This is a genomic window from Corynebacterium sp. LaCa_23 (genome assembly GCF_058182375.1).
In genome coordinates, this window is sequence record NZ_CP190825.1 from 1,167,302 (window position 1) to 1,192,147 (window position 24,846).

21 protein-coding genes are annotated in these 24,846 nt (G+C 58.2%); 18 read left to right on the forward strand and 3 right to left on the reverse strand.

The genetic code is table 11. The features are described from left to right. Window positions 1–290 precede the first annotated feature (290 nt). From ACP8IT_RS05710 to ACP8IT_RS05740, 7 genes are all read left to right on the forward strand, one after another. Window positions 291–1,253 carry an IS30 family transposase gene (locus tag ACP8IT_RS05710; RefSeq protein WP_490290564.1) on the forward strand — a complete coding sequence of 321 codons (963 nt, stop codon included), beginning with the start codon at window positions 291–293 and terminating at the stop codon, window positions 1,251–1,253. 50 nt (window positions 1,254–1,303) lie between these two features. Next, complete coding sequence (locus ACP8IT_RS05715) at window positions 1,304–3,352, forward strand: glucose PTS transporter subunit IIA (RefSeq protein ID WP_490290565.1); 2,049 nt, start codon at window positions 1,304–1,306, stop codon at window positions 3,350–3,352. Between the two features lie 73 nt (window positions 3,353–3,425). Continuing rightward, window positions 3,426–4,028, forward strand: coding sequence for a dephospho-CoA kinase (coaE, locus tag ACP8IT_RS05720; protein ID WP_005282672.1), 603 nt, complete (start codon window positions 3,426–3,428; stop codon window positions 4,026–4,028). Window positions 4,029–4,103: 75 nt separating this feature from the next. After that, window positions 4,104–4,466 (forward strand): DUF4259 domain-containing protein, encoded by a 363-nt coding sequence (locus tag ACP8IT_RS05725; protein ID WP_126318935.1) that lies wholly within the window; start codon window positions 4,104–4,106, stop codon window positions 4,464–4,466. A 39-nt stretch (window positions 4,467–4,505) separates the two neighbouring features. Next, window positions 4,506–6,599: an excinuclease ABC subunit UvrB gene (gene uvrB, locus ACP8IT_RS05730; protein WP_023017880.1), complete on the forward strand. Its 2,094-nt coding sequence runs from the start codon at window positions 4,506–4,508 to the stop codon at window positions 6,597–6,599. 149 nt (window positions 6,600–6,748) lie between these two features. Then, entirely contained in the window at window positions 6,749–7,201 is a 453-nt protein-coding gene (locus ACP8IT_RS05735; protein ID WP_005280318.1) for a universal stress protein, read from the forward strand. Window positions 7,202–7,284: 83 nt separating this feature from the next. Further along, window positions 7,285–7,725: a universal stress protein gene (locus tag ACP8IT_RS05740; protein ID WP_005282685.1), complete on the forward strand. Its 441-nt coding sequence runs from the start codon at window positions 7,285–7,287 to the stop codon at window positions 7,723–7,725. Between the two features lie 89 nt (window positions 7,726–7,814). On the opposite strand, the gene ACP8IT_RS05745 is transcribed toward ACP8IT_RS05740, so the two are convergent. The 3 genes from ACP8IT_RS05745 to ACP8IT_RS05755 form a co-directional block, all read right to left on the reverse strand. Next, window positions 7,815–10,073, reverse strand: a complete 2,259-nt coding sequence (locus ACP8IT_RS05745; protein ID WP_490290566.1) for a HelD family protein — start codon at window positions 10,071–10,073, stop codon at window positions 7,815–7,817. A 141-nt stretch (window positions 10,074–10,214) separates the two neighbouring features. Next, complete coding sequence (locus ACP8IT_RS05750) at window positions 10,215–11,231, reverse strand: DoxX family protein (protein WP_023017882.1); 1,017 nt, start codon at window positions 11,229–11,231, stop codon at window positions 10,215–10,217. A 77-nt stretch (window positions 11,232–11,308) separates the two neighbouring features. Beyond that, complete coding sequence (locus ACP8IT_RS05755) at window positions 11,309–11,911, reverse strand: MBL fold metallo-hydrolase (protein ID WP_023017883.1); 603 nt, start codon at window positions 11,909–11,911, stop codon at window positions 11,309–11,311. A gap of 64 nt (window positions 11,912–11,975) precedes the next feature. Between ACP8IT_RS05755 and uvrA the strand changes: the two genes are divergently transcribed. The 11 genes from uvrA to argJ all read left to right on the forward strand — a co-directional run bounded on the left by uvrA (window position 11,976) and on the right by argJ (window position 24,839). Further along, the gene (uvrA, locus tag ACP8IT_RS05760) at window positions 11,976–14,816 is read left to right on the forward strand and encodes an excinuclease ABC subunit UvrA (RefSeq protein ID WP_005282689.1); all 2,841 of its coding nucleotides are present in this window, start codon (window positions 11,976–11,978) and stop codon (window positions 14,814–14,816) included. Between the two features lie 65 nt (window positions 14,817–14,881). Beyond that, entirely contained in the window at window positions 14,882–15,736 is an 855-nt protein-coding gene (locus ACP8IT_RS05765; RefSeq protein ID WP_490290567.1) for a serine hydrolase, read from the forward strand. 271 nt (window positions 15,737–16,007) lie between these two features. Next, window positions 16,008–16,529 carry a translation initiation factor IF-3 gene (infC, locus tag ACP8IT_RS05770; protein ID WP_081443661.1) on the forward strand — a complete coding sequence of 174 codons (522 nt, stop codon included), beginning with the start codon at window positions 16,008–16,010 and terminating at the stop codon, window positions 16,527–16,529. Between the two features lie 36 nt (window positions 16,530–16,565). Further along, entirely contained in the window at window positions 16,566–16,760 is a 195-nt protein-coding gene (rpmI, locus tag ACP8IT_RS05775) for a 50S ribosomal protein L35 (protein WP_005280326.1), read from the forward strand. Between the two features lie 56 nt (window positions 16,761–16,816). Beyond that, the gene (rplT, locus tag ACP8IT_RS05780; protein WP_023017886.1) at window positions 16,817–17,200 is read left to right on the forward strand and encodes a 50S ribosomal protein L20; all 384 of its coding nucleotides are present in this window, start codon (window positions 16,817–16,819) and stop codon (window positions 17,198–17,200) included. Between the two features lie 164 nt (window positions 17,201–17,364). Then, window positions 17,365–17,787 (forward strand): TM2 domain-containing protein, encoded by a 423-nt coding sequence (locus tag ACP8IT_RS05785; protein WP_490290568.1) that lies wholly within the window; start codon window positions 17,365–17,367, stop codon window positions 17,785–17,787. Window positions 17,788–17,880: 93 nt separating this feature from the next. Continuing rightward, a complete protein-coding gene (locus ACP8IT_RS05790) occupies window positions 17,881–18,687 on the forward strand; it encodes a TrmH family RNA methyltransferase (protein ID WP_490290569.1) in 807 nt (268 codons plus the stop codon). 121 nt (window positions 18,688–18,808) lie between these two features. Next, window positions 18,809–19,855: a phenylalanine--tRNA ligase subunit alpha gene (gene pheS, locus ACP8IT_RS05795; RefSeq protein WP_284631779.1), complete on the forward strand. Its 1,047-nt coding sequence runs from the start codon at window positions 18,809–18,811 to the stop codon at window positions 19,853–19,855. A gap of 23 nt (window positions 19,856–19,878) precedes the next feature. Beyond that, window positions 19,879–22,395 (forward strand): phenylalanine--tRNA ligase subunit beta, encoded by a 2,517-nt coding sequence (gene pheT / locus ACP8IT_RS05800; RefSeq protein WP_490290570.1) that lies wholly within the window; start codon window positions 19,879–19,881, stop codon window positions 22,393–22,395. 202 nt (window positions 22,396–22,597) lie between these two features. Then, entirely contained in the window at window positions 22,598–23,641 is a 1,044-nt protein-coding gene (gene argC / locus ACP8IT_RS05805; RefSeq protein WP_490290571.1) for an N-acetyl-gamma-glutamyl-phosphate reductase, read from the forward strand. Window positions 23,642–23,669: 28 nt separating this feature from the next. Next, complete coding sequence (argJ, locus tag ACP8IT_RS05810; RefSeq protein WP_490290572.1) at window positions 23,670–24,839, forward strand: bifunctional glutamate N-acetyltransferase/amino-acid acetyltransferase ArgJ; 1,170 nt, start codon at window positions 23,670–23,672, stop codon at window positions 24,837–24,839. Window positions 24,840–24,846 lie beyond the last annotated feature (7 nt).

Sequence of the window (24,846 nt, forward strand, 5' to 3'; positions counted from 1 at the left end):
ATGGATTGCCAGTCATACATAAAGCCAAACGAGTTGATCGTCGCGGTAGCCAGGCTTTACAGCTTGTAGAACTAGTTAAAGACGGACTTTCGGTACACCAAGCCGCCAAAACATGTGGGATGCATCCCACCGCTGCGTATGCCGTTGCTACAGAAGCTGGGTGCCATATCCGGCTAACGAGGTATGCCCGGAAAGTCCGCCAAACACAGTTAAGGGTGGAATACTTACGCCTTCGGTTGGCGAGCTTGCCTGTTTGTGATGCTGGGACTGCAGTAGGAATTGATCGTCGATTGTCTTTAGACTTCGAAAAAGGTCTCATCAAATCCGGAGGGCCACGTAAAGAGTTCATACCTGTCGGCGAGGATGCCACCACGTATAAAAGACTCATGAAAGCGCTGCGCCAACGCCATGACGTCATCGAATCTGGACGGCTTCGGCCCCCTGCCTTGCCTGTCGGTGTGGATCCGTATAAACGCATCAGTGATCGCTATATTTGCTTTGAAGAACGCGTTATTATCGCCGACCTTCTTCGTGAGCATGTGCCGCTGCGGGAAATCGGGCGCCGTTTAGGGCGAAGTGCTTCGTCAATTCAGCGTGAAGTACGCAGAAACCACAGCGCTGAAGGCCCGTACCGTGCGGAGACCGCCCAGTTAAAGGCTTGTGCGCGTAGGCTGCGGCCGAAAATACCGAAACTGCTAGCCAACAAAAGGTTATGGGACTATGTATGCACACAATTGCGGGCACAATGGTCACCGGAGGAGATTTCCAATCGCCTGCCCATCGACTACCCCACTGATAAGGACATGCGCATTAGTCACGAAACGATTTATGACGCCTTTTATCTACAGTCCAAAGGAAGACTCAAAGACCTCGGCCTGGACTTGCCTACCGGCAGAAAGAAACGCAAGAAACGCCAAACACGCACCACCACACCGGCCCAGCAACGCTTCGTTGACGACATGATCCTCATCGACGACCGGCCAGAAGAGGTTACTGAACGTATTTTGCCAGGCCACTGGGAAGGCGACCTCATCCTTGGTAAAAATAACCAATCAGCGGTGATCACGTTAGTAGAACGCGTTAGCCGATTTGTTGTCCTTGGCCACCTGCCAGGAAGGCATACCAGCAAAGAAGTATTCACAGCCCTGCACAAGGCTGTTGCTGGAATCGATAAAGCTATCTGGTCATCAATTACCTGGGACCAAGGAAGTGAAATGGCTGGCCATAAAGCTTATAATCCAAGTGTGACGTAATAGCCAGTTGAGTACTGACTATTGTTTTGTCTTTATGCAAGGAGTATGAAGTGGCATCTGTGAAGGACACTTCCACACACATCATCGATAGCTTGGGCGGCGCCGATAACATCACGTCGCTGACGCACTGTGCGACGCGCCTGCGTTTTCAACTCGCTGATGTGGGGAAAGTAGATCAGGAAAAGCTGGAAAGCGATACGGCCGTTCTCGGTTCCGTCACGCAGGGTACCCATGGCTACCAGGTAGTCATGGGTGGCGGCGTGGCCAGCTACTACGGCGAAATCATCAAGGACCCTGGGGTCAATCCGCCGGATGAGGAGGCCTCCTCATCTAAGAAGAACTACGACGGTGTGCGCGGTAAGTACGATTGGATCGACTACTGCTTCGAGTTCCTCTCTGATACCTTCCGCCCGATTCTGTGGGCGCTGCTTGGTGCCTCCCTCATCATCACGCTGCTGGTGCTGGCGGATACCATTGGCATTCAAGACTTTCGCGCGCCGTTGGAAGAACAGCCTGAGGGCTACCGCTTGGCCCACGCGATGTTCCAGTCGGTCTTCTACTTCCTGCCGGTGATGGTGGGTGCCACCGCCGCGCAGAAGTTGGGCGCGAATATGTGGGTCTCGGCCGCCATTCCGGCCGCTTTGCTCACGCCGGAATTCATGTCCCTGGGTGAACAGGGCGATACCGTCAACGTCTTCGGCCTGCCGCTGGTGATTAACTCTTACGGCTCCCAGGTATTCCCGCCGATTTTGGCCGCCATCGGCCTGTTCTGGGTGGAAAAGGGCTTGAAGAAGATCATCCCGAGCGCCGTACACATGGTCTTCGTGCCATTCTTCTCGCTGCTCATCATGATTCCGGCTACGGCCTTCCTGCTCGGCCCATTCGGCATCGGCGTGGGCAATGGCATCTCTTGGGTACTGTTCCAGATCAATGACTTCTCGCCGTTCATCCTGGCCATTGTCATTCCGCTGTTGTACCCGTTCCTGGTGCCCATGGGCCTGCACTGGCCGCTCAACGTGATCATGATTCAAAACATCACGACCTACGGCTACGACTTCATCCAAGGCCCGATGGGTGCGTGGAACTTTGCCTGCTTCGGCGTCACCGGCGCCGTAATGGTCATCTCCATGAAGGAGAAGAACAACTCCATGCGCCAGGTTTCCGTCGGTGCATTCGCAGCCGGCATGCTCGGCGGTATTTCGGAGCCGTCCCTCTACGGCATCTTGCTCCGCTTCCGCCGCACCTACTACCGCCTGCTGCCGGGTTGTGCCATCGGTGGCGCAGTGATGGGGCTTTTCGATGTCCGCGCTAACGCCTTCGTCTTCACCTCCATCTTGACCACCCCAGCCATGATCCCGCACGTGGGCTACGTCATCGGCATCGCCGTGGCATTCTTCACCTCCTTCTCCCTCACGCTGCTGTTTGGTTACCGCACCGCAGAGGAAAAGCAGGCCGACCTCGAGCGCATCGCCCGCGAAAATAACGAGACCGTGGAAGAGGTTGCTAGCCGCTCCGAGTCCCGCATCATCGGAGGATCCGATGATGAGTCGGACGGTTCCGAGAATGCACAGGCTGCAGGGGTTGCTGCTGCCACCGGAATCGCCACCAAGGAAGCAGAACAGGCAATCATCAAGCTGGACTCTCCTCTGGAGGGCGAGGCAGTGGACCTGTCCGAGGTACCGGATCCCATCTTCGCTGGCGCCAAGCTTGGGCCGGGCGCTGCCGTGAAGCCAACCGGCAATACCGTCTACGCGCCTGCCGATGGCACCGTGCTCACCGTCCAAAAGTCCGGCCACGCGATCGGTCTGAACCTGGATAACGGCGTACAGCTGCTCATCCATGTTGGCCTAGACACCGTGGAACTCGGCGGCGAGGGCTTTGATGTCCACGTGGAAAAGAAGCAGCGCGTTTCCGCTGGCGATAAGCTCATCAGCTTTGACGCAGACTTCATCAAGTCCAAGGACTACAACCTGATTACCCCGGTCGTTGTTACTAACGCCAAGAAATTTGGTTCCGTGAGCGGCGCTACCGGCGCTGTCACCCCAAGCGATGAACTCTTGCAGGTTCATCCAAAGCCGGAAGAAGAACTCGAGTCCTAAAGGCACTCTTAAATTCCGCAGCAAGGAGCCCAGGCAGTCGTGCCGGGCTCCTTTTCGCGTACCCTGGTATCTTATGAAGCTAATCGGATTAACCGGGGGAATCGGCAGCGGAAAATCTACGGTAGCGAAGCTGTGCGCCCAGCGCGGCTGGCGGGTGGTGGATGCAGATTGTATTGCCCGGGACATCGTCAAGCCTGGCCAACCGGCATTGGCCGAGCTTGCGGAGAAATTCGGCGAGGACATCCTGCAGGAAGATGGCAGTCTCGACCGTAAGGAACTAGCCCGCCGTGCGTTCGTGGATAAGGAGCACACCGAGCTCCTGAATTCGATTACGCACCCGCGTATCCAAGAAGAGACCCAGCGACAATTTGCTGCTGCGCGCGAAGAGGGCGTTGATTTTACGGTTTATGATATGCCGCTGCTGGTGGATAATGGGCTCGACGGGGATATGGATTTTGTCATCGTCGTTGACGTGGATCCAGAAGAGAGGGTGCGTCGTCTCGTGGAGTTCCGCGGACTCGATGAAGCAGACGCGCGCAAAAGGATTAACGCCCAGATTTCTGATGACAAGCGGCTCGCGGCAGCAAGCCATGTCATAGATAATAACGGCACGCAGGAACAACTGGCCGAGCGCGCGGCGGCGGTCTGCGATGAGATTGAGGCGGCGTCTTCTTAACCTTAACTTTTTTGGTAAGTAGCGTTAACGTCTTTTCCTATTAATGTTTACTTTTGGTCCCTACACTATTTGAGCGTGGGAACTTGGGGCACTGGACCATTCGATAATCACGCGGCGCGAGACGTACTCGATAGCCTGCGGAATGGTTCTTTTGATCTCCGGCACTTTCAGCGCTCGTGCGGCACTGGAGTGCTCGATTCCGATGAAGCCGAAGCGGTCATCGCATTAGGGGCGCTGACGAAGCTGCCTGCCGATGGCCTGCCAGACGGCGTAGCCCCGACGGATCTAGCGTCCCTGTACACGCCGCAATCTAAGGCGTGGCTGCGCCGGCGCATCAATCAAGCGATGTGCTCTGATTCCTCGTCGGTCTACGCGCTCTGGGAACCGACAGGGGAGCTGGACCAGTGGCTGCACACCGCCCAGGCCGCGCTGCCGTGAAATGGCTAGCAGGAGCGTCCAAGCAGTAGAATAGCGGGCATGGCTTTTGCTGCTGAACATCCCCTTATTCCAAATTCTGAACACCGCGTCGTCGGCGAGGTAGAACGCACCCCCGGCAAGTTTCAGGTCGTTTCTGAATATGAACCCGCAGGTGACCAGCCTGCGGCCATCGAGGAACTTAATGAGCGCCTCAACCGCGACGAGCGCGACGTTGTGCTGATGGGCGCAACCGGTACTGGTAAATCCGCGACGGCCGCGTGGCTGATTGAAAAGCAGCAGCGACCCACGCTCGTCATGGCGCCCAATAAAACCTTGGCCGCACAGCTGGCCAATGAGCTGCGCCAATTATTGCCCAATAACGCGGTGGAATACTTCGTCTCCTATTACGATTACTATCAGCCAGAAGCCTATATCGCGCAGACCGATACCTATATCGAAAAAGACTCCTCCATTAATGAGGACGTCGAGCGCCTGCGCCACTCGGCCACCTCTGGGCTGCTCTCGCGGCGCGATGTTGTGGTGGTCTCCTCGGTCTCGTGTATCTACGGCTTGGGTACCCCGCAATCCTATTTGGATCGCTCGGTGATTATCGCCGTCGACGAGGAGCTCGATAGGGACCGTTTCTTAAGGCTGTTAGTAGATATCCAATATGAGCGCAACGATGTGGGCTTTACCCGCGGTACCTTCCGCGTCAAGGGTGATACGGTCGATATCATTCCGGCATATGAGGAACGCGCGGTGCGCATCGAGTTCTTCGGCGATGATATTGATTCGCTGTACTATATCCACCCAGTGACAGGTGATGTTATCGAGCAGGTCGATGAAGTGCGCATTTTCCCCGCCACGCACTACGTGGCCGGCCCAGAGCGCATGGAAAAGGCCGTGGCCGATATCAAGGAAGAGTTGGCTGAGCGCCTCGAGGATCTAGAAAACCGCGGCAAGCTCCTAGAAGCGCAACGGCTGCGCATGCGCACGGAATATGACCTAGAGATGATCGAGCAGGTGGGATTCTGTTCCGGCATTGAGAACTACTCCCGTCACGTGGATGGCCGCCCGGCTGGGTCCGCGCCAGCTACGCTCTTGGATTATTTCCCGGAGGACTTTCTTACCATCATCGATGAGTCCCACGTGACCGTGCCACAGATCGGCGGCATGTACGAAGGCGATATGTCGCGCAAGCGAAACCTGGTGGAGTTTGGCTTCCGCCTTCCCTCCGCGGTGGATAACCGGCCACTGACCTTTGACGAATTTGAAGAGCGCGTTGGTCAAACCGTTTATATGTCCGCTACCCCTGGCGATTTCGAAATGACCTCCTCTGGCGGCGAGTTTGTCGAGCAGGTCATTCGCCCGACTGGCCTGGTCGATCCTAAGGTCACGGTGAAACCGACCAAGGGCCAGATCGATGACCTCATTGATGAGGTCCGCGGCCGCATCGCCTCTCAGGAGCGCGTATTGGTGACCACCTTGACCAAGCGCATGGCAGAAGACCTGACGGATTACCTCTTGGAGCAGGGGATTAAGGTCCGCTACCTGCACTCGGATATCGATACGCTGCAGCGCGTGGAGCTGCTGCGCCAATTGCGCCAGGGCGAATTCGACGTGCTCGTGGGCATCAACCTCTTGCGCGAGGGCTTGGACTTGCCCGAGGTCTCCCTCGTGGCGATCCTCGATGCGGATAAGGAAGGCTTCTTGCGCTCGACAACATCGCTCATCCAGACCATTGGCCGCGCCGCGCGTAACGTATCGGGCGAGGTCATCATGTACGCGGATAAAATTACCGACTCGATGCAAGAAGCCATCGATGAAACGGAGCGCCGCCGCGAGAAGCAGATTGCCTATAACAAGGAACACGGCGTGGATCCGCAGCCGCTGCGCAAGAAGATCGCGGATATCTTGGATCAGGTCTATGAGAATAATGGGGAAGAGGCCGCTGAGTCGGATCCTGCAGCGGTGGTGGAAAAGCGCGATGTCTCCAGCATGGCCACCGATGAGGTTGAGGCTCTCATTAATGACCTGCAGGCACAGATGGGCGCTGCCGCACGCGAGTTGAAATTCGAGCTAGCCGGCCGGCTGCGCGATGAGATTGCTGATTTGAAGAAGGAGCTGCGCGGCCTAAAGGAAGCCGGAATTTAACGCCGCTCGCAGTGTCTCAGTAACAGGCTCCCCCTAAAAGTGCGCACTACTGCAACCATAGGCTTATTGGTTCGGCGTCCTGACTATACTGGGGGCGACTAAAAGCCGGTTCAATGTGCCGACCTAGTAATTCACCAGCAAGGAGAATCATGCTTACGTATCACACCATCGCCGTCGGTACCGATGGCTCCGAAACTTCCCTGCGCGCCGTGCGCTCGGCTGCATCCATGGCGCGGGCATACGATGCCAAGCTCATCATCGTCTCCGCAGCTTATAACCATTCTGGCTCCATGCTCGGTGCCCCCAGCGGTGAGGGCTCCAGGCTACCGGTGGTCAGCGAGGAAATGGCCGATACCTACCTCACGAACGCGCAGCGGATTGCCGAGTCCGAAGGTGCGGAAAACATTGAGGTGGTCACCACCCCCGGTGACCCCGTCAATGCCTTAATCGAGGTCACGGAGAAATACGACGTTGAGCTCTTGGTCGTGGGCAATCGCGGCGTTAATTCCGTGCGCGGGCGCGTTTTCGGCTCGGTGCCAACGGAACTTACCCATAAATCCAAGGTGGATGTCGTGGTGGTTAACACGAGTGAAAAACGTTAATCACTTTTCATTGTTAGACTTGCAGTAACGCCAAGTTGGCACACTAGAATAGTTAGGGTACACACCCACAAAGAAAGGTCATCATGAGCGACTACAGCACGATTGTTGTCGGTACTGACGGTTCCAAGTCCTCCCTCCTCGCCGTGGAGCGAGCAGCCAAGATTGCCGCTGCATTCGATGCCACGCTGATCATCGGTTGTGCTTACTACGAGAATCAAGAGCAGGCTTCGAAGACCTTGCGTCAGGATTCCGTCACTATTCTTGGTGATGAGAAAGCCGAAGCCAACCTGCAGGCAGGCAAGGAAGAAGCGGAAAAGCACGGGGTTTCCAAGGTAGAAACCGCCGTCCGCCCTGGCACGCCGGTGCAAGCCCTGATGTCCATTGTCAATGACAATGATGCAGACCTGCTCATCGTTGGTAACCGCGGCATTAATTCCCTGACCGGTCGTCTGCTCGGCTCGGTGCCAGCGGATGTGGCGCGTCAGTCCGATTGTGACGTCATGATTGTTCACACCGTTAATTAATCTAGGCCTTCGCCTGACCGGCTTTCGCCTTACCCACCGCAGCGAGTCCTTCACTGGAGCCGCGCGGTGGGTTTTGTGATCCCAGCGGGCTAAAGCACGCCGGACGTATCTCCCACTAGGGTCAGCGTTTGCGTGGCCCGGGTGATGCAGACGTACAGGTTCTGCAGCCCCTGCGGGGAGGCATCGACAATCTCGCGCGGGTTAAGCACGATAACGTGGTCGAACTCGAGGCCCTTGACTGCTTCGGCGTTCGTGGCGTCAATGACCGCGGTCAGGCGGCCATCGTCCTCGGTGGTCACGCCGGGGGTGAAGGTGGCATCGGCAAGCCGGCGCACCGGCTCGCCATCGCGAATGGCAATGGCCGGGGTGGCGTCCGGATCGATGGAGGCCAACAGGCCATTAGCAAGCTCGGTAATGGGCTCAGGTGTGCGGTAGTTGACGGTAAGGAGGTGGTGGCGGAAGCGCTGGGCGATGAACGGCTCCAGGGCCTCGCCCCAGTCATCCACGCCAGCTGGGGAACCTGTCTGCGAGGTATCGCCAACCAACGTCATCCACCGCGAGGGGCAGAGACGGAAGAGCATCCGCCATTCCATCGGGGTAAGTTCCTGCGCCTCGTCCACGATGATGTGGCCAAATGCCCACGTGTGATCCTCCCGCGCGCGCTGCGCGGTGGTGCGCGTATCCCGTACCTCTTGACGCTGCGCCAGGGTCTCCGCGTCGATCACGTCGTGCGCCGAAAGAATCTCCGCCTCGAACATGTCATCATCGTTATCGGTGGATTCGGAGGAGGAAAGAATATCCAGCGCATCTTCTGCATCCGCGATCTGCTCGCGCCACTCGGCGTCCTTGGCCGCCTTCTTCTCCTCAGGATTGGGCAGCCCGATGAGGACGGCCAACTCATCCAAAAGGGCAGCATCGGAATCGGTCCAAGCGTATCCATCTGCGCGGTACAAGGCAGACTGGGTCTCCTCATCGTAGCCACGGGCAGCCGAGGCAATGCGTTCGCGGGAAGACAATAACGCGGCGAGGACCTCAGAGGGATCAAGCTCGGGCCAAAAATCATCGATGCAGCCCACCACGGACTCATCAACGGCAAGATCGTCGTGGAATTGGTCCACATCCGCGCGGCTTAGGAGGTTTTCCCCGCCCAGGGGATCTGTGCCCACCTTGGTGGCCATCTCTTGGGCGAGATCCTCCACGAAGTGCTCGATGAACGCCTCGCGCGCCTGATTATGCGGCTTGCGTGAGCGGCGAGCGCGGGTGCGCGCCCTCTTCACCATGGACGGCGTGATGGTCAGGGTCAGGCCATCTACGGTGATGTCCTGGGGCTCACTTGGCACCTGCTGATAATCCTTGACGGCGGCGCTCAGGATTTCCGCCATGGCCGCGCTGCCCTTAATTTCGCGGCCCACAAGCCCCTCGGTATGGGTGGGAGTGATGCCGGGGAATAGCCCACCGATGGTTGAGAGCACGACGCCGGTCTCGCCGAGCTCGGGCAGCACGCGGGAAATATAGTCCAAAAAGTTGGTATTGGGTCCAACGATGAGTACACCGGTGGAAGATAGCTGCTCGCGGTGGGTGTAGAGCAGGTAGGCAACGCGGTGTAGCGCGACGGCAGTTTTACCGGTGCCGGGGCCGCCTTCTACGACCATGACGCCGCGGGTATTATCCCGGATGATTTCGTCCTGCTCGCGCTGGATGGTTTCCACGATGGACGTCATGTGTCCCGTGCGGGCGCGTTGCATGGCAAAGTACAGGGCGGATTCGCTTGCCACGCCTGCTTCTTCCTCGCGCACACCTGGGCCATCTAAGGCCTCGTCATTGACATCAGTGACCGTGCGCCCGGTCATGCGGATCTGGCGGCGAGTGTGTACGCCTTCAGGTTGTGCGGTAGTGGCGAGGTAAAAGGGGCGAGCCATGGGCGCGCGCCAATCCAGCAGCAGGGTGCGGTAGTTTTCTTCGCGCGCATCCAAACCCATGCGGCCGATATAGCGGCGATCGAGTCCTTCTTCCGTCGGGTTATCGCCGGGGGCATCGATATCGATGCGGCCAAAAACGAGCCCCATTTGCGCCACGTTCAGGCGATCCAACTTGGCCTGGAGGCCGTGGTATTCCGTTTCGCGGCGCACTAAGGCATCGGCATCGGGGGTCGCTGGATCGGCCTCGGCCTGGACCTCATTTAGGCGCGCGTTTGCCGCGGCTACCTCGTCATCGAGGCGGTCAAAAAGGCCATCGACATAGTTCTGCTCGGCTTCGATGGCAGAAATTCCAGCGTTTTCCGCGCGGCTAGATGAAGTTGCATCAGCGGGAGAATGAGTGGCTGGAGAATTCTTCGGTGCAGAGTTCACAAGACTCCTCAGAATGAAACACGAAAATATGGGTGGGCGCGCATCCGCGTGCCGCGTAGGGGAGGTTCGAGTTTAGACCTTGCCGTGACAAAGAACAACGGCCCAGCGTAGGGCTGGGCCGTGTGCGAGGGTTAAGGCGAATTACTTAGCGCGCTTTTCAATCTTCTTGATAGCGGCGTCGATCTTCTTATTAGCCTTCTTTTGCAGCTTGTCTGCCTGCTTGGAAGCCTTCTTAGCAGCGCGCTTGGAATCTGCCTTGTCGAGCTTCGATGCGGCGTCATCGGCGCGCTTTTGTGCCTTGTTCGCGGCCTTGACGGCACCCTTGCGGGCGGTCTTGGCGTTGGACTCAGCGGACTTCAGCCAGTCCTTCTTGTTGTCATCAACGTAGGACTTCGCGCTATCGACGGAGTCCTCGATGAAGGACTTTGCGTTGTCCAAGAAGTCGCGGCCGGAATCCTGCCAGTCATCCTTGTTGTCATCGACGTAGTCCTTGGCGTCATCGACATAGGACTTGGCGGTATCCAGGAGGCCGCGACCGGTGGACTGCCAGTCATCCTTGTTGTCATCCACATAGGCTTGAGCCTTCTGGGAGGTCTCATTGAACCAGTCGCCGGCCTTATTGGACAGCTCGCTGGCGCGAGCGGAAAGCTCCTCGCGCTTTTCCTGAGACTCAGACTTGGTGGGCAGCGCCTGCTGAATCTTCTTATTGGTGCGCTCACCGGCCTTCTGTGCGCGCCAGCGCAGGGACGGCTTGCCCTCGGTGTCCTGGGTGGTGATAAACAGCGCGCCGAGCAGGGCGGTGTTAGTAATGAAGCCGTTGCGACGGTCTTCCTTGTCCTTCTTATTATCTGCGGCCCAGAAGTTATTCTTGCCCACCAAGTTGGGCAGGGTAGCGGCAGCCAGCACGGCTGCGGAGGTGCGCGGTGCCTTGCCCAGAGCCAAGGTGGTACCTGCACCGATCTTTGCGCCGCCAAGGGCGCGGGTAGCTAGCTCCGGATCATTGGGAATGAGGTTCTTGTAACCGGAGGGGACGAACTTGCGCAGGGTCTTGAGGAAGCCTTCGGTTTCCTTGGTGTGCTCCGAGGCATTGCGCAGGTCGTCTACACCTTCCCATACAAATACCGATGCCAGCATGGGGCGGGCAAACTTGCGAATCATAGTCCTTTAAGCTCCTTAGCTCGTTGTTCTAGACCAATCGTGTGATTGACCATTATACGCTGAAATAGCCGCCTAGATCACCACCGGCGCTCCCACCAATCACCCAACTTGGGGCGTTCTTCCCCCAAGGTGGTGGGCTTGCCATGCCCCGGGCGAATGATGGCGTTATCTGGGAACTCCTCGAAGACGCGCTTGGTGACGTCCTTATATAGCCGCACGAAGTCACCCTCAGAGGTCGTTCGACCCAATCCACCGGGGAAAACGGAGTCTCCCACAAACAGGTTGGTGACGCCGTCAACGGTGGCCACGAGCGCCACGCCGCCGGGGGTATGGCCGCGCAGGATGATGATGGGCAATTTCATGCCGGCAAACTCGATGGAATCGCCCTCGCGCAGCTCAACGTCTACGTCTTCTGGAATGGCCGGCGAATCAATGAAGGAGGCGTAGTGCTTTGCGTTGGTGGCCTGCAGGACCTCGCCGAGCGCCCGCACGTGATCCCAGTGGCGGTGCGTGGTGAGAACGGCGGTGATGTCAACGCCTGCCTCGCGGGCCATGTCGAGGATGGCGGGGGCATCATCGGCGGCATCGACAAGCAAGCCTTGGTCGCCGGCGGTGAGCAGGTAGCAGTTATTGTCCATCTCCGAAACGGAGATCTGGTGAAGATGTAGCTCGTTAGTCATACGTCCCAGCCTACGGGTACATTCAAGGGGAGATTAAAACCTATGATGTGGAGGCTGGAGCGCAGTGGCAGAACGATTGATTGTGCGAGGCGCACGGGAACACAATCTCAAGGGCGTGGATATCGATATTCCGCGCGATAAAATGGTGGTTTTTACTGGGCTTTCGGGCTCTGGTAAGTCCTCGCTGGCCTTCGATACCATCTTCGCAGAGGGGCAACGCCGCTACGTGGAATCGTTGAGCTCTTATGCCCGGATGTTTTTGGGCCAGATGGATAAACCCAACGTGGAATACATCGGGGGCCTGTCGCCGGCGGTATCCATCGATCAGAAATCCACCAACCACAACCCGCGCTCGACCGTGGGCACGATTACGGAGATTTACGATTACCTCCGCTTGCTCTTCTCGCGTGCCGGCACCCCGCACTGCCCCAAGTGCGATGCCGTCATCGAGCGCCAGACACCGCAGCAGATTGTTGATGCCGTCCTGGAGCAGGAAGAAAAGCTGAAGTTCCAGGTGCTTGCCCCGGTGGCGCGGAAGCGCAAGGGTGAGTTTGTTGACCTCTTCCAGGACCTTTCGGCGCAGGGCTACTCCCGCGTGCGCGTGGATGGTGAGACCCACCAATTAAGCGATCCGCCGAAGTTGAAGAAGCAGGTTAAGCACACCATCGAGGTGGTGGTGGACCGGCTGCAGGTTAAGGCATCGCAGAAGCAGCGCCTGACCGATTCCGTGGAAACGGCTTTGCGGCTTGCCGATGGCCTCGTCACCATCGAGTTCGTTGATAAAGAAGAACTCACGCATACCTATTCCGAGAAGGCGGCCTGCCCCAATGGCCATACCCTTACCATCGAGGAATACGAACCGCGCGCGTTTTCCTTTAACGCGCCCTTTGGTTCCTGCCCGGTCTGCGATGGCTTGGGCACGAAGCTCGAAGTGGATGTAGACCTGCTCATTCCGGATCCGGATGCCCCGGCCGTTGATGCCGTGCAGCCGTGGCATTCCAGCCCGAACTCCCGGTACTTCGTCAAACTCGTGGAAGGTTTGGGCAAGGCCCTGGGCTTTGACCCGCAGACCCCCGTCAGCGAGCTGACCAAGGAGCAGCGCGATGCGTTGATTTACGGCACCGAAACCGAGGTGCGGGTGCGCTATAAGAACCGCTATGGCCGCCAGCGCAATTGGACCGCGCCCTTTGAGGGCGCCGTCGGATTCTTGCACCGCAAATTGGATACGACGGATTCGCAGTCCCAAAAGGATCGGCTGCTGCAATACACCCGCCGGGTGCCGTGTAGCACGTGTAAGGGAACGCGCCTGAAGCCGGAAATCCTCGCCGTGCGCCTGGCGTCGACCACGCATGGCGAACAGTCCATCGCGGGGCTGAGCGCCCTGTCCATCGAAGATGCCTCGGAATTCTTGGATTCGCTGGTCTTAGGACACCGCGAGGAAATCATCGCCGGGGCGGTGCTGAAGGAGACCCAAGCCCGCCTGCGCTTCTTATTGGATGTGGGCCTTAACTACCTCACCCTGGATCGCGGCGCCTCGACCCTGTCTGGCGGCGAGGCCCAGCGCATCCGCCTGGCCACGCAGATTGGATCTGGGCTCGCCGGCGTGCTGTACGTGTTGGATGAGCCGTCCATCGGTTTGCACCAGCGCGATAATCACCGCCTGATTTCGACCTTGCAGCGCCTGCGCGATATCGGCAATACGCTCATCGTGGTCGAACACGATGAGGACACCATTCGCTCGTCCGATTGGCTCGTGGATGTGGGCCCGCGCGCCGGCGAATACGGCGGTGAAGTGGTCTACCAAGGCGAGCCCGCCGGCGTGGAGCAGGTAAAGGAGTCTCTAACGGGGCAGTACCTATCCGGTTCCAAGGTCCTGGCCGTTCCGGATCACCGCCGCGAGATCGATAAGGACCGCACCCTGAAGGTGGTTGGTGCCCGGGAAAATAACCTCAAGGGAATCAACGTTGAGATTCCGCTCGGCGTGCTGGTGTGCATTACCGGTGTATCCGGCTCCGGCAAGTCCACCGTGGTCAATGAAATCCTGGCCAAGACCTTGGCCAATAACTTGAACCGCGCCCGGCAGGTTCCTGGGCGCGCCAAGCGCGTGGAGGGCATCGAGCACCTGGATAAGTTGGTACAGGTGGATCAAAGCCCGATTGGCCGCACACCGCGTTCCAACCCGGCGACCTATACCGGCGTCTTTGATAAGATTCGCAACCTTTTTGCGGAGACCCAAGAAGCAAAGGTGCGCGGCTACAAGGCCGGCCGTTTTTCCTTCAACGTCAAAGGCGGGCGCTGCGAGGCCTGCCAGGGCGATGGCACCATCAAGATTGAGATGAACTTCTTGCCCGATGTCTATGTTCCGTGTGAGGTCTGCGAGGGCGCGCGCTATAACCGCGAGACCCTGGAGGTCCACTACAAGGGCAAAAACATCGCGGAAGTGCTGGACATGCCGATTTCTGAGGCCGCGGACTTCTTCGAGCCCATTACCTCTATCCACCGCTACTTGGCCACGCTTGTCGATGTCGGCCTAGGTTACGTCCGCCTCGGCCAAGCCGCCACCACGTTGTCCGGCGGTGAGGCCCAGCGCGTGAAGCTCGCCTCGGAGCTGCAAAAGCGCACCAATGGCCGCACCATCTATATCTTGGATGAGCCGACGACCGGTCTGCACTTTGAGGATATTCGCCGGTTAATGCTGGTGATTCAAGGCTTGGTAGATAAGGGCAATTCCGTGCTCATCATTGAGCACAACCTCGATGTCATCAAGGCAGCGGACTGGATTGTGGATATGGGGCCCGAAGGCGGTGCCGGCGGCGGCACCGTGGTCGCGCAGGGTACCCCGGAAAAGGTCGCACAAGTGGAAGGCTCCTATACAGGCGGCTACCTCAAGGAAATGCTGCCTTAAAAATAAGGGCGATAGTTTCTGTGAAAAATTGTCCTCTTTTTAAATCATGGGCTAGTCTGTGAGGAATGAACCTGCGGCAGAGATTAGGAGCGATACTGGCCACGGTATCGCTTGCTGCCGTGTCGGCGTGCTCGTCGCCTGAGCAGGCGCCGGATACGGCGGGGGAGGGGGCATCGGCAAGCTCTAGCGATAATGCCGATGCCGCAATCGCCAAAGATCTAGACCGCGCAGTTGAGGCAGTGTCCAAGGACTACGATGCCAAGGTTGGCGTGGCCATCGCCGCCGGTAACCAAAAAATCTCCGCGGGAGACAAGGGCGAAGGCCCAGCATGGTCCACCATCAAAGTGCCCATCGCCATTACGGCGCTGCAGGACGGTGCCGATCCATCCTTGGTGGATTTGGCCATCAAGGAATCCGACAACGACGCCGCCTACGCATTGTGGTCGCAGGTGCAGTGGGAGGAAGGCGAGGCCTCAGAGGCGGTGGAAAAGCTCTTGCGCGAGCACGGCTCGAAAGCCTCCATCGAGGAAGGTTCTTTCGGGTATGCCACCTGGCCATTGCAGGAGCAGGCAAATTTCGGTGCGCAATTGCCCTGCATTAAGGAAGCCGAATACGTCCATGAAGTATTAAATGACATCGTGGAATGGCAAAACGTTGGCCTCTCCAAACACACAAGCACCCGGGCAAAAAGCGGCTGGGGACTCGATGAAAATAGCGATGACTACACCTTCCGGCAATTCGGCGTGCATGAAAAGGATGGTAAAAGGGTAGGGGTAGCCCTAAGCGTCATCGTCGAGGGCGAGGACTACGAGAATGGCTCCGCCGCGATCGATGACCTTGCCGATGATGTCCTCAAGGCCATTGACAAAGCCATCGCGGATGAAAAACTGGAGCCCGATTCCTCCTGTAAGGATGCTTAGTTCACCGCGGTTTGCCTTAAGTGGTGGCGGCTGCTACTGTCATATCCACTACCGCCCAAGGTACCTTTTGCAGGAACCTGGGTCACAAGCGGAGATTCTCCCACCCGATGCCGCGAACTTCAGGTTCGTTGGATAACGGTAAAGGTAACCAGGCATTCGTGTCTGGCTCTGTGAGATCTCCCGGCTGTCTATGACAGACCGGGTTAGATTCGTTTGTGGTCCACGGTAGGTGAACTCATTACCCATAACCCCCTAATCGAGGAGAACCACAATCAGCGCTGAAGCTCGCATTAATGAGCGTATCCGAGTACCCGAGGTCCGTCTTGTTGGCCCCGGTGGTGAACAGGTGGGTATCGTCCGCACCGATGATGCCCGCAAGCTTGCCTATGAAGCTGACCTGGATTTGGTCGAGGTAGCTCCTAAGGCTAAGCCCCCAGTTGCCAAAATCATGGACTACGGCAAGTTCAAGTATGAGCAGGCCCAAAAGGCTCGCGAATCTCGTAAGAACCAGCAGCAGACCGTGGTGAAGGAACAGAAGTTCCGTCCGAAGATCGACGATCACGATTATGAGACCAAGAAGAGTAACGTAGTTCGCTTCCTGGAAAAGGGATCCAAGGTCAAGGTGACCATCATGTTCCGCGGCCGTGAGCAATCGCGACCGGAGCTGGGTTTCCGGCTTTTGGAGCGGTTGGCCGATGACGTCGCCGAGGTTGGCGTAGTTGAGTCCCGCCCCAAGCAGGATGGTCGCAATATGACCATGGTTTTGGGTCCGGTTCGTAAGGGCAAAAAGTAAACCATATTCCACGTAGGATTTAAGGACTTAATACTCATGAAGCAGAAGACCCACAAGGGCACCGCAAAGCGCATCAAGGTGACCGGTTCCGGCAAGCTGCGCCGCGAGCAAGCAAACCGCCGCCACTTGCTGGAGGGCAAGCCTTCCAAGCGTACCCGTCGCCTCAAGGGCACCGAGTCCGTCTCCCAGGCAGACACCAAGCGCGTCAAGCGCCTGCTCGGTCGCGCTTAATAGCGCCCAATCAACCCACATCCACCATCTCAACCAGAATTTAAGGAAGTATTACTGTGGCACGAGTAAAGCGCTCAGTTAACGCAAAGAAGAAGCGTCGCGCGATCCTGAAGTCCGCCAAGGGCTACCGTGGTCAGCGTTCCCGCCTGTACCGTAAGGCTAAGGAGCAGTGGCTGCACTCTATGACTTACGCTTACCGCGACCGTCGCGCGCGTAAGTCCGAGTTCCGCAAGCTGTGGATCCAGCGCATCAATGCTGCTGCCCGCATGAACGACATCACCTACAACCGCCTCATCCACGGCCTGCGCCTGGCCGAGATCGAGGTAGACCGCAAGATCCTCGCCGAGCTCGCCGTCAACGACTTCGAGGCTTTCTCCGCACTGTGCGAGACCGCCAAGGCCGCCCTGCCTGAGGACGTCAACGCACCGAAGGCCGCGTAAGCCTCTCCAGCTGCATAGCTGATTGCCCACTCCGGCACTGATTGACTCGGTGCGGGGTGGGCTTTGTGCTGTCTGACCGCATAAAGCCTGCAAATAACCTTTTCGCTTTATGTGCTAAATTAATGTGTCGATAAACCCAGCATGTGCAAGGAGACCGCCGCAACATGACAAGCCCATATAACCGTGAGCAACCAGAAAGCAACCCTGGTTCGAGCCAATTTTCAGGCCAGGATCGGCCGTATTACTCCCAGGACTTCCAATCCGGCGGTTATCCGCAGCAGGGCTATAACCAGCCATTTCCTCAGACACAGCACTCAGTCGATAGCGATCAAAAGTCCTGGGTCGCCACCGTGATCCTATGCTTCTTTCTAGGATGGTTTGGAGCTCATAATTTCTACACAGGACGAAATATATTTGGAGTGCTGCAACTTTCACTCAATGTCGCTGGCTGTTTTACCCTCTTGTTCGGTATAGGATTCCTTTTCTGGGGCATCGTGGCGTTATGGGTATTCATTGAGTTCATTATGATCCTCGTGGGCGGCGGTAGTTATGACAAAGATGCACGCGGAGTCCCGTTAAAGAAGTAATTTTTTGCCATGGCCCTGCCGGATTTCTGGCAGGGCTTTGTCATGTCTAAGGCGTGAAACGAGCAGTTCAGCGCCCAAGGTAGGGTAGGGTCTATGAATTTAGACTTTGACTCCGCCTTTACTGAACGCACTCCGCGCATCGTCAACGCGGCGAAATTGCACCGGGCTGCTAGCCGTAAGAAGGCTAAGCAGTTCATTATCGAGGGCGAAAATGCTGTCGACGCCGCAGTATCCACGGGTGCGGCGACGGACGTATTCGTGACGGAGAAGGCTGCCGAGCGCTTTGCGGACATCGTTACGGCCTGTGGGTATATGGATGTCTACGTCCACCCCATTACGGACAAGGCCGCCAAGCACCTGGCCGATACCGCGACGACGACGGGAATTTTCGCTCTGTGCAGTTCCTCCGTCTTGTGGTCTGCGGGAAAGATCCTCAACGGGAAGCCGAAGTTGATTTCGGTACCGGTTCTTACCTCTGAGCCCGGAAACGCGGGGACGTTGATTAGGACTTCGGATGCGATGGGTGCCGATGGCGTGATTTTCGCGGGCGAGACTGTGGATCCCCTAGGCAGCAAGGTTGCCCGCGCTTCAGCCGGCTCCTTATTCCACGTCCCCGTCACGCGCGATCCAAATATCAAGGACGTATTGGGGCAGCTGCGCAAGTCTGGCATGCAAATCGTCGCCACAGCCGCGGATGGGGAAGTAGAGCTTGCCGATGCCGACCTCTCCCAACCCACCGCCTGGCTCTTCGGCAATGAAGCCCACGGGCTGGGCGAGCTGCTTGAAGAGGCCGATATGCGGGTACGCATCCCGCTGCGGGGGCGCGCGGAGTCACTCAACCTTGCCACCGCGGCCAGCATCTGCTTGTACGAATCCGCCAAGGCGCAGGACCAGAACTAGACCGTAATCGCGTAGCTCCGCGGTAACGAATGAAAAAGGGGTCCCTGGGGGCTGTCCGTGTCCTAGTGACAGAGTAAGATTGCACGCGTTAGTTTTCGCGCGAGAAGAAGGTACGAAGTACGTGTCCGATACACCGCAGATCGAATTGACCGAACAGGCCCTGGGGGCCGCGGCCGATAAGGCTATCGCAGCCTTCGAAGCAGCAGAGACGCTAGAGGATCTCACCGCTGCTCGCCGCGAGCACTTAGGCGATAACGGGTATATCCCGCAAGCCCGTCAATCCCTCGGCCAAATACCTAAGGAGCAACGCAAAGCCGCCGGCAAGGCCGTCAACATGGCCCGCGGCAAGATGGAAAAGCGTTTTGCGCAGGTCAAGGAGGAATTGGAGCAGCAGGCCCGCGAGGCCCAGCTCAAGGCCGAAACCGTCGACGTCACCATTCCTACGACCCGGGCGCAAACGGGTGCGCTGCACCCCATTACCTCCTTATCGGAGCGCATTGCCGATATTTTCGTTGGCATGGGGTGGGAAATCGCCGATGGCCCAGAGATTGAGGCCGAGTACTTTAATTTCGATGCCCTGAACTTCAAGCCGGATCACCCAGCGCGCACCCTGCAGGATACGTTCCACGTGGGCAAGGAAGGCTCCAAGCAGGTTCTGCGCACGCACACCTCGCCTGTGCAGGTGCGCACGATGCTCGAGCGCGATGTGCCGCTGTACATCGCCTGCCCAGGGCGCGTTTTCCGCACGGACGAGCTGGACGCCACCCACACCCCGGTCTTCCACCAGGTGGAGGGCCTAGCCGTGGATAAGGGCCTGACCATGGCTCATTTGCGCGGAACGCTCGAGCACCTAGCCAAGGTGCTCTTCGGACCCGAAACCACGACGCGCATGCGCGTGAATTACTTCCCGTTCACGGAGCCTTCCGCGGAGGTGGACGTCTGGTTCCCCAATAAAAAGGGCGGCGCCGGCTGGATCGAATGGGGCGGTTGCGGAATGGTCAACCCCAACGTGCTGCGCGCGGTAGGCGTTGACCCGGAAGAATACACGGGCTTCGCGTTCGGCATGGGCCTTGAGCGCACCCTGCAATTCCGCAATGGACTGACCGATATGCGCGACATGGTTGAAGGCGATGTCCGCTTCACCCTGCCCTTTGGCGTACAGGCTTAAAACCCAGAAAGGATAGATACATCATGCTTATTTCCCAAGACTGGGTTACCCGTATCCTTCGTGCCTCCAATCCGAATTGGAGCGTGTCCGCTGCCGATATGGACTCCGGTTTCGTCCGCGTGGGGTTTGAAACCGAAGGATATGAGCCGATCCCTGAGACCACTGGCCCGTTGGTCATTGGCCAGGTCGTAGAAATCGAAGAGCTCACGCAGTTCAAAAAGCCCATCCGGTACTGCCAGGTCAACGTTGGCCAGGCAAATGGCACCGGTGAATTGCAAGGCATTATCTGCGGTGCGCGTAACTTCCGCTTGCACGATTACGTTGTAGTCTCCCTGCCCGGCGCAGAGCTGCCCGGTGGGTTCAAAATCGCGGCGCGCGAAACCTACGATCACATCTCCAATGGCATGATGTGCTCCGCTGCTGAGCTGGGCCTTGGCGCGCAGGCAAACGGTATCATCGTGCTGGGTGAAGAAGTCGCGGACATGGTAGGCGAAGATGCCCGTCCAGTCGTCGGCCTGTCCGATACCGACTTTAACGTCAACATCACCCCGGACCGCGGATATGCGCTATCTGCGCGTGGCTTAAGCCGCGAAATCGCCTCTTCCTTTGACTTGGAGTTTAAGGACGTCGCCGATGATCCAGCGTTGGCCGGGATCGATACCTCTGCGGTTCCAGAGGCAGAAGGCTCGCTTATCAACATCGATCTGCGCGAGGAGACCAAGGCGCAGCGATTTGGCGTGCGCAAGGTAAGCGGCATCGATCCGCAGGCGCGCACCCCATTTTGGATGGAGCGCGAACTCATGCTGTGCGGCCAGCGCAGCGTCAATGTGGCAACGGACGTGACCAACTACGTCATGTTGCTTTTGGGCACCCCGATGCATGCCTTTGATGCCAATGAAGTCGCGGGCGATCTCACGGTGCGCAATGCACAAGAGGGCGAGAAGTTTGAGACCCTCGATCACGTCACGCGCGAGCTCTCTGGTGAGGACGTGGTCATCTGCGATGACAACGGCATCCAATCTTTGGCCGGTGTTATGGGCGGCACGCACTCAGAGATTTCTGATCAGACCACCGATGTCTACTTCGAATCCGCTATCTGGGATCCCATTACCGTCGCCCGTACCTCTCGCCGCCACAAGCTTTCCTCTGAGGCATCCCGCCGATTTGAGCGCGGCGTCGATCCAGCCATCGTTGAGGTGGCCCTTAATATTGCGTGCGCGCTATTGCACTCGATTGCGGGCGGAACGGTGGAAAAGGGACGTACCCTCGTCGGAGAGGTAGCCGAGCCCCAAGCCATTCGCTTGCGTGCGGAAAAGCCGAGTGAATACGCCGGCGTCGAATACTCCCGCGAGACCGTTATCTCTCGCCTTAAAGAGGTGGGCTGCACGGTCGAGGAAGGTTCGGATTCGGTTCTGCAGGTCACGCCCGCGACGTGGCGGACCGATATTTCCATGGATGTTGACCTCATCGAGGAGGTCCTGCGCCTGGAAGGCCTGGAAGATATCCCCACCGTTCTGCCCACCCCGGCAGGCGGTCGCGGTTTGACCCCAGCGCAAAAACGCCGCCGCGCCATCGGCCACGGTTTGGCTTATGCCGGCTATGCAGAGGTTTTGCCCACGCCGTTTATCGCAAACGACACCTTTGATGTGTGGGGCCTTGCGGCTGACGATGCCCGCCGCAATACCGTCGCCGTGCAGAATCCCTTGGAATCTGACAAAGCCATCTTGGCCACGACCTTGCTTCCCGCAACGCTTGAGGCCTTGGGCCGCAATGTTGCTCGCGGCCGTAAAGATCTGGCGCTCTATGGCTTGCAGCAGGTGGCCTTCAAGCGCGCAGAATCTTCGCCCATGCCGTCTGTTGCACAGCGTCCTGGTGATGAAGTGGTAGAAGAACTCCTGCGCACGCTTCCTGAACAGCCCTTGCACGTGGCAACCGTTGCAACCGGCAAGATGGAGCACGAGGGCCCGTGGGGCGAAGGCCGCGATTACACTTACGCGGACGCGATTGAATCCGCGCGTTTGGTGGCCCGCGCCGCTGGCCTGGATATCGAGGTTGAAGCCGCGGACCACCTGCCATGGCACCCAGGCCGGTGCGCCGCCATCAAGGTGGCAGGAACAGATGACATCGTGGGCTATGCCGGTGAATTGCATCCGCAGGTGCTCGAAGCCCTCAACCTGCCACCGCGCACGTGCGCGATGGAGCTTGATATCACCGCGCTGCCGCTGACCGAGCGCTTCCCAGCGCCGGTATTGTCGGCATTCCCAGCCTTGCATCAGGACATCGCGCTGGTGGTGGATGAAGATATTCCAGCGGAAAAGGTGCGCGCAACGGTGGAAGAGGGCGCAGGAGACCTCATCGAGTCGGTCGACCTGTTTGATATCTTCCGCGGTGAGCAATTGGGTGAGGGCAAGAAGTCCTTGGCCTTCCAGCTGCAATTCCGCGCTGCGGACCGTACCTTGACCGATGAAGAGGTCAACGAGCACCGCACGACGGCAGCCGAATTGGCCAAGCAGCGCTTCGGTGCAGAAATGCGAGCATAGGACGGGCCAAAAGCCTAGCCTTTTGCATTAAACGGCGAAGAACCAGACTTTGGTGGCACATAAGCTACTCGGGTCTTGGGTCTTCGCCATTCTGCGTTTTCATGCAACATGTTAATTATTTTCATACTCTCTGAGCTGGGGAAAGTAACCCAATTCACTGAATAACATACAGTGGAACGTATTTCTTGCTATAGTTCCTCGTATGACGATTTCAGTAGCAGTGGCAGGGGCCACAGGGTACGCCGGCGGAGAGATACTGCGCCTGCTGCTATTCCACCCTGCCTATCACTCCGGTGACCTGCGCATTGGTTCCTTGACGGGAAATTCCCAAGTGGGCCAGCGCGTCGCAGAAATCATGCCGCACCTCCCGCAGCTGGCGGATCGCGTCATTACTGACACCACTCCCGAAGAGCTAGCCGGACACGACGTCGTCTTCTTGGGCTTGCCGCACGGGCACTCAGCGCGACTTGCGGAGCACTTGGGCGATGAGATCACCATCATCGATTGCGCCGCTGACTTTCGGCTCCGCGAGGAGAGCGATTGGGCAGCCTACTACGGCGGGAACTATGCGGGGCAGTGGCCGTACGGTATCCCGGAACTCCCAGACAATAGGTCGAATCTCAAAGGTACGAACCGGGTAGCCGTGCCTGGTTGTTTCCCCACGGCCATTACCTTGGGGGCGTTGCCCGCCATTGCCCGCGATCTCGTGGAGCCCGCCCTTTCCGTGATTGCCATTACCGGTGTCTCCGGAGCGGGAAAGAAGGCATCCGTTGCGCAATTGGGCGCGGAGACCATGGGAAACGTTAAGGCATATAAACCAGGCGGCACTCACCGGCATACCCCGGAAATCGTGCAGAACCTGCAACCATTTTCTCGCGACGAGGTATCCGTGAGTTTCACCCCGGTGCTTGTACCCATGCCCCGTGGGATTCTGGCGACGATTACGGCGGAGCTGAAAGGGGGAATCGGCAAGCAGCAGGTGCGCACCGCCTTCGAAGAATTTTATGCAGATGAGCCTTTCTGCCTCGTGCTGCCAGAAGGCCAGCAACCGGAAACCCAGAACGTGGTGGGTACGAACATGGTGCATATCCAAGTCCACGTCGATGACAATTCCCACCGCCTCATCATCACCGCGGCGCTCGACAATTTATGCAAGGGTACCGCCGGTGCCGCCGTGCAATGCATGAACCTTGCATTGGGATGGACAGAAACTTTGGGATTGCCCCAAGCCGCAGTCGCCCCGTAGGGCTGCGCATTAAGAAGAGGAGAATATGATGACTACACCAGTAATCACCGGACCCGCCGGATTTAGCGCCGGCGCCGTAAAGGCCGGAATCAAGCCCTCCGGCAAGTCGGACTTGGCATTGATTATCAATGAAGGCCCGCGCTCGGACGCGGCGGCGGTGTTCACGCGCAACCGCGTGGTGGCGTCCCCCGTTAAGGTCTCCCGCGAGGCGGTAGCGGATGGCCAGTTGCGTGCCGTAGTCATCAACTCCGGCAATGCCAATGCGTGCAATGGCGCGCAAGGCGATGTCGATGCACGCGCGATGGTCGATGCCGTATCCCATGGCACGGAAATCGCCGTGAAAGATATTGCCATCTGTTCTACCGGGCTCATCGGCGAGCCGCTGCCTATGGACAATGCACTTGCGGGCATCGCGGACGTCGTCGATCACGTGGGCACGACCCCACAGCACGGCAATGACGCCGCCACTGCGATTATGACCACGGATACAGTTCCTAAGGAATCCGGTTATACGGGCGATGGGTGGTCTGTGGGCGCTATGGGCAAGGGCGTTGGCATGATGGCGCCATCGCTTGCCACGATGCTGGTCTGTATTACTACCGATGCCGTCGCTGACGCAGCTACCCTGCAGAACTCGCTGGAGAAGGCCTGCGCACAGACGTTTAATACGTTGGACGTGGACGGTTCGACCTCTACCAATGACACCGTGATTGTCATGGCTTCCGGGGCCTCCGGCGTCCAGCCCAGCGAAGAGGAGTTGGACCAGGCAATCCTAGAGGTCTGCGCGGATATTGCGGATCAGCTCCAAGCCGATGCTGAGGGAGTGACAAAGCGCGTCAAGATCACCGTCGAAGGCACGGGATCTGATGAGCAAGCGCTCAATGCCGCTCGCACCCTGGGCCGGGACAATTTATTCAAGTGCGCCATGTTTGGCTCCGATCCCAACTGGGGCAGGGTACTGGCCGCCGTCGGCATGGCGGATGCAGACATGGACCCAGACAATATTTCCGTCTATTTCAATGACCAGCCGGTATGCGAATACTCGACGGGCGCGCCCGGGGCCCGCGATGTGGACTTGAGCGGGGCGGATATTGATGTCCGCGTGGATCTCGGCACCGGCGGTGAGGGTACAGCGTTCGTCCGCACCACGGACTTGTCCTACTCCTACGTTGAGATTAACTCGGCGTATAGCTCCTAGGAGGAGA

Bases quoted from the DNA above. Each gene is read 5' to 3' on its own strand.
- pheT (WP_490290570.1), top strand. From the start codon at position 19,879: ATGCTTATTTCCCAAGACTGGGTTACCCGTATCCTTCGTGCCTCCAAT.
- ACP8IT_RS05765 (WP_490290567.1), top strand. From the start codon at position 14,882: ATGAACCTGCGGCAGAGATTAGGAGCGATACTGGCCACGGTATCGCTT.
- ACP8IT_RS05750 (WP_023017882.1), bottom strand. From the start codon at position 11,231: ATGATTCGCAAGTTTGCCCGCCCCATGCTGGCATCGGTATTTGTATGG.
- ACP8IT_RS05740 (WP_005282685.1), top strand. From the start codon at position 7,285: ATGAGCGACTACAGCACGATTGTTGTCGGTACTGACGGTTCCAAGTCC.
- uvrB (WP_023017880.1), top strand. From the start codon at position 4,506: ATGGCTTTTGCTGCTGAACATCCCCTTATTCCAAATTCTGAACACCGC.
- ACP8IT_RS05755 (WP_023017883.1), bottom strand. From the start codon at position 11,911: ATGACTAACGAGCTACATCTTCACCAGATCTCCGTTTCGGAGATGGAC.
- argJ (WP_490290572.1), top strand. From the start codon at position 23,670: ATGACTACACCAGTAATCACCGGACCCGCCGGATTTAGCGCCGGCGCC.
- rpmI (WP_005280326.1), top strand. From the start codon at position 16,566: ATGAAGCAGAAGACCCACAAGGGCACCGCAAAGCGCATCAAGGTGACC.
- coaE (WP_005282672.1), top strand. From the start codon at position 3,426: ATGAAGCTAATCGGATTAACCGGGGGAATCGGCAGCGGAAAATCTACG.
- argC (WP_490290571.1), top strand. From the start codon at position 22,598: ATGACGATTTCAGTAGCAGTGGCAGGGGCCACAGGGTACGCCGGCGGA.
- ACP8IT_RS05735 (WP_005280318.1), top strand. From the start codon at position 6,749: ATGCTTACGTATCACACCATCGCCGTCGGTACCGATGGCTCCGAAACT.
- ACP8IT_RS05790 (WP_490290569.1), top strand. From the start codon at position 17,881: ATGAATTTAGACTTTGACTCCGCCTTTACTGAACGCACTCCGCGCATC.
- ACP8IT_RS05785 (WP_490290568.1), top strand. From the start codon at position 17,365: ATGACAAGCCCATATAACCGTGAGCAACCAGAAAGCAACCCTGGTTCG.